At 53.1% G+C, this 6896-nt stretch carries 4 protein-coding genes; 2 read left to right on the forward strand and 2 right to left on the reverse strand.

The window, feature by feature from the left end; all coding sequences use genetic code 11:
- The coding region (locus QP990_RS11855) for a hypothetical protein (RefSeq protein ID WP_284799371.1) at positions 1-906 on the forward strand (906 nt) is incomplete at its 5' end.
- A 50-nt stretch (positions 907-956) separates the two neighbouring features.
- On the opposite strand, the gene QP990_RS11860 is transcribed toward QP990_RS11855, so the two are convergent.
- Both QP990_RS11860 and QP990_RS11865 read right to left on the reverse strand, forming a co-directional pair.
- Entirely contained in the window at positions 957-3806 is a 2850-nt protein-coding gene (locus QP990_RS11860) for a DNA methyltransferase (protein WP_284799372.1), read from the reverse strand.
- A gap of 23 nt (positions 3807-3829) precedes the next feature.
- Positions 3830-4747 carry an adenine-specific methyltransferase EcoRI family protein gene (locus QP990_RS11865; protein WP_284799373.1) on the reverse strand — a complete coding sequence of 306 codons (918 nt, stop codon included), beginning with the start codon at positions 4745-4747 and terminating at the stop codon, positions 3830-3832.
- Positions 4748-4991: 244 nt separating this feature from the next.
- Here QP990_RS11865 and QP990_RS11870 point away from each other — a divergent pair.
- Positions 4992-6896 (forward strand): hypothetical protein (locus QP990_RS11870; protein WP_284799374.1); only part of this gene is annotated, 1905 nt, incomplete at its 3' end.

A 6896-nucleotide genomic window follows, 5' to 3' on the forward strand; every position in this document is an offset into this window, starting at 1 on the left:
ATTCGTTCTACTGTTCGTGATTTTGCTGAGGCGTTGGATACGCTGAATGCTTCTGCCCCGATTGCACAAGTAGTCAAGAAGCTACCTGGTGGTGCCCTGCCTGGCCATGTTCTGGAGGCTTTGGCTGAGCTGCGACAGGATGAGCTTGATGAGCTGGCGAAGCACTTTGACGCTGTCACTGAGCGTGGCGGCAAGCTTATCGGCGAGCTGGCTTCCTTGGGTGCTGATGAGGCTGTGCGTAAGGCTGTGAAGGCTGCTGAGGGGCTATCTCCTTTGCTGGCTGTGGCTTTGGCAGCGGGCTCTGTTGTTGCCCAGGGCGCTGAGGCGGTCAAGGGCATTGTTGATTTGGGTGTGGCCTTAAAGGCTGCTGTGGTCAAGGGCTTGTTTACCGCGGGTAAGGGTCTTTTGGCTGCTCCGGTTATCGCGCAGTTTAAGGCGGCGAAGAAGCTTCCGTTTATTGTTGTCGCACTTCAGATGTTTAATCACCATGAGGTACGTCAGGCGCTGCTGCACGTATTTAACGAGGTGCTTATTAACGCGCTGACAGCGTTTAACACTAAGGCCGTGGTCAAGGCTGTTCGTGCTGCGGTGGACTTCCTTGTTCTGTCTACTCCGATTCGCGTTGCGGTGCGTGGCAATAACCTGTTGAAGATTCTCAATGGGCTGAATATTGGCCGTATCCTCTTCAACGTGTTCTTGCTGTCTCGCGTTCCTCAGTTGGGTCATTTGCCGGTTCGTGGCTTGGGCCTGCGTGGCGTGGAGACTTTGGCGGCTGGTTTGTTCGCTAACTGGCGGGTGCTGAAGACTGTGTTGACTCCGCTGGCGTTGAAGCCGGGCGTTCTTATCGGCGATGTGGTAGCGTTAACCGTGGTCGCGTACCTGGTCGTTGGTGCGTTGACTATTTAGGGAATAATGTCCATGGAGCCAAGGGGCTGAAGGAATCCTCCTTCGGCCCCTTACTTCTTGGTTAACTCGGCGTAGCTAACAAACAGTAGCTCTTGGCGCTGGCGCTCGGTAGTAAGTTTGCGTGGAGCGCCAAAGGCTTTGTCTACTTCTCGGTCAAGCGCGTTGTGAGCCTTAACCAACTCCGGGGACATTGCAAGGGGGTTGTAGTGCTCGGCCAGTGAGCGTTCTGGGTGCAGCGCGCGAGCTTCGAGCACCTTCTTGCCTGCTTTAATAATGCGCTGGCGCGTCTTCTCGTCCAACTCTGGCACAGGGAAAGTGTTCCACGTCAAGGTATTAGCAAAGCGGATTCGCGATTCAAGTCTGCCGCCGATGGTTTTCTGCCATGTGATGAACATCGACGACGACGCTAGCGCAAACATCAAGCCGTCTAGATCTTGAGCATGAAATACCAGGTCAGAAGCAATTACGTTTGATGGATACCTTTGTACGGTGAAATACGAGCGGCGTTCGCTTACTACCTTCGGCAAGCAAAGGTAGTCAGTATCCGGTTGCGACCGCTGGCCGAATAAGTGCGGAGTTTCAGCCATTTTCCGTGTACTTGCCGCTTTACTGTCGGCCCGGAAAGCTTTGACTGCTTCTAGACGCCTTTTCAGCACCGGACTCTGAGCAATGTCTGACGGTGCTACATCTACAAGCCATAGACACCACCGATCTAAGCCGTTCATTAGCTCTCGACTACCCCGGAAAGGACGAACATACTTTGCCGCTACGGGGTCACTCATAACCCCGTTGTATTCGTCTACCTCAACTAGAAGGTTGCCGCCATCTCGCGCCATATTTCCGAAGGTTGCGGGCGATATTTCCGACGAAATAGGATGCCGGGATTTATCGACAAGAACATTAGGGCCGTCAACCAGATAGCCATTAATGGACTGGCCTACTTCCGCTGAGACTGGCTCGCCCTTTACATCGGGATAATCCCACAGACGTGGACGTGGTTGACTCTCCTTATCGAAACCAACAATAACGCAGTGAACAGCAGCTTTACCGGGTGCCTCAGAGTCCCAAGCAAACGTGCGGTGAGCGAAACGAATACGCCACCCTGCTTTGAAGATAGGGCCAAACAGCCGTGGCACTTGATCGCCTTGAGTAATTGAATTGGTGGTGACAAACGCAAAACGACCTTCTCGGGACTCAAAGAAGTCCAAGCACTTCGCATGCCAGCCCGTGACGTAGTCCAAGCGTGATATATCCTCAGTGCCCCACAAGTCTCGGAGTTCTTGAGTTTGTTCAGCAGTTCTCGTCGCATGCCCCAAAAACGGTGGGTTGCCGAAGATATAGGTCTTGGTGGCAGAAGCTGGGAGTATGTCTGCCCAATCAAGTTGCAGGGCGTTGCCATGGTGAATGTGTGCGGTAATCTTAATCGGCAACCGCTCAGGAGGCCTACCCACAGCGTTGGCAAGCTCCTTGTTGGCCTGATGGTCTACAAGGAACATGGCAGTCTCAGCAATTTTGGCAGGCCACCAGTTCAACTCGAAGCCGTAGAACTGCCCAATTGATAGCTTCTGCTCCCACTCAATATTTAGCGACATACCAGTCTCACCACGGCGTTGGCGGATAGCGACAATGATGTCTGTTTCAATCCGGCGCAGTTCCCGATAGGCCACTAGGAGAAAGTTTCCTGAGCCGCAGGCTGGGTCGCAAAAGACCAGCTCGGCCAAAGAGTCACGGAAGCGCTCCAACGCGGCCACCGACGTCGACGGAGAAGACACTAGTTTGTCCGCCTCAGCCCGAAGCTCGTCTAGGAAAAGCGGCCCGATGGTCTTCATGATGTTGGTCTTAGACGTGTAGTGCTCACCGTCGCTGCGGCGGGCCTCCTTCGATTTCACCAACTGGAACAACGAACCAAAGACAGAGACGTCGATAGTCGACCAGTCGAAGTCGCAGGCAGCAAGCAGGGCTTTACGCATCTGGTAGTCGAAGTACTCCGAGGCCAACGGCTCAGCAAATAAGGCACCGTTGACGTACGGGAATTTCGCCAACGTTGACGGCAAACGCTTAGGCCGCTTTTCTGGGGCAGTATTGAGCACGGTAAATAGCTCGTTGAGCTGTGGGCCGAGCGTTTCTGGGGTGGTTTCATTGTGCACAAAGTCGGCAAATAGGTGCGGGGTATCCCAGAGTCCTGCGTCGTCGCCGAAGAGAAGGAAGAGGATACGGGTGAGGTAGATAGAGGTGCGCATGACGCGCTCGTCTTCTTCGTCTGGATTGGTGGGAGCGTCATCGCCTACTTCCTCGTCGACGTCGTCGCCGTTCATGGCGCGGAACAGCTCAACCATTAACCGGGAGGCTTCCAGGGACGCCTTTTCTTCTTCCCGGTAGGCGGTGGTTTCATAGTCGGCGAGGAACGCAAGTTGGTCGACGTGCTCGTCAATCTCCGCTAAAGGGAATGTGATGTCCCAGTCTGCGCTATCGCCGACATAGGTGCGGTTCAGGCGGGTTACTCGTAGGGTCTCGAAGTTGGAGCAGATTACGTAGGCCGGCATGTGCGAGTTCGCGATAGTACCGCCCAGCAGGTAATCGAGGGCTTGGGCGTGGGCGTCGTCGAGTGGGACGCCGAGGGACTTGGCCTCACCTATGACTTTGCCGGGCATGAACATGTCGATTTTGCCGGTGCGCCCGGTTGAGGCGCGTTTTGCGCTGCGTTGGTACAGGTACAAATCGCGGGCGTTGACACCGAAACAGTCGAGTAGGTCGCCCCAGAATTGTTGGTCGTGACTCGACTCGGTCGCGAGACGGTTTTCCGCCTTCCACTGTTTAATGTGGGCAAGCCACCGGAGTTTGAATTCGGTGAGGTTGTGGCGAATAGTGGCGCGGTCGAAGGCGGTGGTCGTTGTTGGCATTTTAGTATGTTGATTCTAGAGGGTTAGTTTCGTTCGATAATGATGCGTGGTTCGACGAGTTCTTCGTTTAGGGATAAGGGTTCTCCATCGTGGCCTGTGTTGTAGTCGACTAGGTGGAATTGTTCTGGGCTGTAGTCGGCTAGGAACGTGACTGGTACGCCCATGAGCCCGGTGTAGTCGGAGGGGATGTTGTCAGTGTTGGGGATGTCTAAAGCGTTGAGGTTGTCGTATCTCGGATAGAGAGATTTATTGTGCGCCCAGGTCTTGGTCAGTGGAATGGGTTGGTGGCGTTTAAGGTGGTCAATGTTGGTCAGCCATATGAAGCTTTCTGGAGTAATAATTCGGTTGCCTTTTTGGTTGTACCCTGGGTAAGTTTTCAGGACTTTTATTTTTTCCGGTAATACGAAACCTGAGAAATCGTGGTCGGAATTGTAGCCCAACCATAGTTGGCCATTTTGGAATAGCTTAAATACGTCCTTGCGTTTGATTGAATCAATATGCGATATGAATAGAAAATTTTTCCGAAATATCTCCATATAGTTGAGGTAATCGTGGGCCAGGGAATATGGTGGGTGAGTGACCACAATGTCGGATTGATAAAGAAATTCCAAGCATTCGTCGCTTCGGAAGTCGCCGTTTTTCGTTAACTTCCATTCTGAGCCGTTGTCTCCATCGTAAATGTATAGGCTTCCTTGGCGCCTATAATTGGAAGGTCCTGTTGCAATAAGTTTCTTGAGTCTAAGTTGATGGAAATGGTTTTGAAAGTAGCGGACAAAGCTTGATTCTTTTGAGGATTCAGCGTTGCAGTACACCACTTTTTCTTCGAACACGGAGGTGTAGTGCCTGAGCTCCTTTTCGATGTCGGTTTCTTGGGTAAGTAGGTCATCGTTTCGGGCCAGTCGAGCACGCCTCCATGCACGTAGGTCTTCGGGATTAGTCAATGCTTTCTCCTGTTGTTTCTTGAAACTTTGCTAATGCACAATCTTTCTGATTGCACGAAGTAATCGTTTGGTTAGTGGGACCTTCGCATTTTGGGAGGCTGAGACTCCTTGCGAAGATTATAGGAGCTGTGTGCGAGATGGCGCCTATCGGGCAGAGTAGTAAGAACCGTGTTTTATACTGGTGTAAGTGTTGTGACGCTATTTTGGGGGTTTTATGCGTAATCGGGGGAATCTTGTCCGTGGTGTGCCGAATGTTTCGGCCGGTGGTGGTGCGTGGATTGGCCGGTCGGTGTCGAGTCCTTTTGCGGTGCCTTTATCGGCGAGTGAGCCATTGCGTCGGCTTCCAGGCGTCGGGATGGCCCCTGCGGGTTATGTATCTGCTGATGGTGTGTCTGTCGATGCGTCGGTAGATACTGAGGAGTCTAAATCGTGGTCTGGTTTGTCGATGAGTACTGTCTCCTCACCGGATGGGGTGAGCCTGTCTGTGGCTTTTATGGAGTTGGGGAATTCGGCGGTGATGCGGCTGACTCACCCTGATGGTGGCGTCAAAGAGTTGTTTGATTCTTCGCGTGTGAGGGTTGAGGAGCGACTTGATGGGGCGTTGCCTTATCGTTCGTTGAATTTTGATTTGTTGGCTTCTGATGGGCAGCGTGTGCGTTTGTTTGTCCCGCGTGCGGTGGTGACGTCGATTGATTCGCAGGCGTTTAATCGCAGTGAGTTGGCTGGCAGTGTGGTGACGCTGTCGTGTACGCCGGATGCGAATGGTGTGTGTTTGTACCGTCTGGTGGATAGGAATCCTCAGGAGCCTACCGGGCGCGACGATATAGGGCCGGCTTTTGCGTTCGCTGGCAAGGTACGCGAGTGGGTGGACTATTTTACCGGTGATGGCAGGTTGACGAATCTTGGTGCTATCCGGGTGAATGTGTCTACTGCTCTGGATATTATTTCTCGTCTTTCTGAGAGGTCATTGTTGGATGCGGTGGATCAGTTGATTAATCGTGTCGAGCACACGGTTGCGGATATGACTGATTCAGAGTTGCTGCGCATCATTGCGGATTGGGCTCCGCGGGACCTTATTAGCGGCGCTAACTTGGATAACTTTCGCGCGGCTTTTGACCATGCAATGTCGTGGCTGCGCCGGCGGAGTAAGTCGGTGGCGCATGCGTTGAAGAAGATTGCCACACTGTGGTCGAGTGTTGGCGTTGGTGGCTTTATTGCTGGCTTGGCTAATGGTGATGTGCAGCAGGCTATTGGTGATTTCCTGTCGACGGCGGGGGCGAATTGGCAGGATTGGCTTGACGCCATTATGCGTGGTGATGTTGACCATCTGATTGATAATGCGATTGCGTCGGTGAATTTCCCTGCTTTGGGTGATGCTTTGGCCGATCTGGTGTCCTCTGCTGGTTTTTCACAGTGGGCTGGGCCTATTCGTGCGTGGGCTGGGCGTTTGGGCCAGATGTCTGGCGATGTTGGAAAGATGGTTGGTAACGCGCTGCGTGGCTTTTTGAACAGGCAGAACATCACCGACGTTAATGAGTTCATTCGTGATGCGATGCGCCGCTGGAATGATATTTCCGGGGATTTCATCAAGCGCATGAGCTCGGGTGAGATTCTGTCGGATATTGCTCGTGCGGGTAGTAATCTCTACCGCGCGGCGCAACAGCTGTGGGGCACGGTTGTTGACATTGTTCGGGATAATTGGGGTGTTTTCAATCCGTCGAATCTTGTGAAGGCGTGGAATGCCTTTATTGGTGCGCTGGACCCGGCTCAGTATGGCGATATTGCGAACAGGTTTTTAACGGACTGGTCGAATCCTCCTGCTCTTGCCAATGACGTGGGTTTGTTGGTTACTGCGGTGGCTAGTGACATTGGCCAGGGCTGGATTGGTGCGTTGAATGCTTTGAATTTGGGGCAGGTGCTTCCACAGCTTACTGGGGCGTGGGATGCGTTTCTTGATGGCGTCAATAAGGCTATTGCACAGCTTTCGACACAGGATTTGATTCTTGTGGGTGCGATGTTGGCGTTGCCGGTGATGGCTTTGGCGGCCGGGGTGGCGTTGACGTTGGTGCTGTTGGTGTTTGGCAAACCATTGCTTGCAGTTCCGGTTGCTTTATCGACCGCGGGACTGTTGTTGGGCATGCTGGTTGTG

Origin of the sequence: Corynebacterium sp. MSK071, assembly GCF_030232125.1 — a bacterium.
Classification (GTDB): domain Bacteria; phylum Actinomycetota; class Actinomycetes; order Mycobacteriales; family Mycobacteriaceae; genus Corynebacterium; species Corynebacterium kefirresidentii.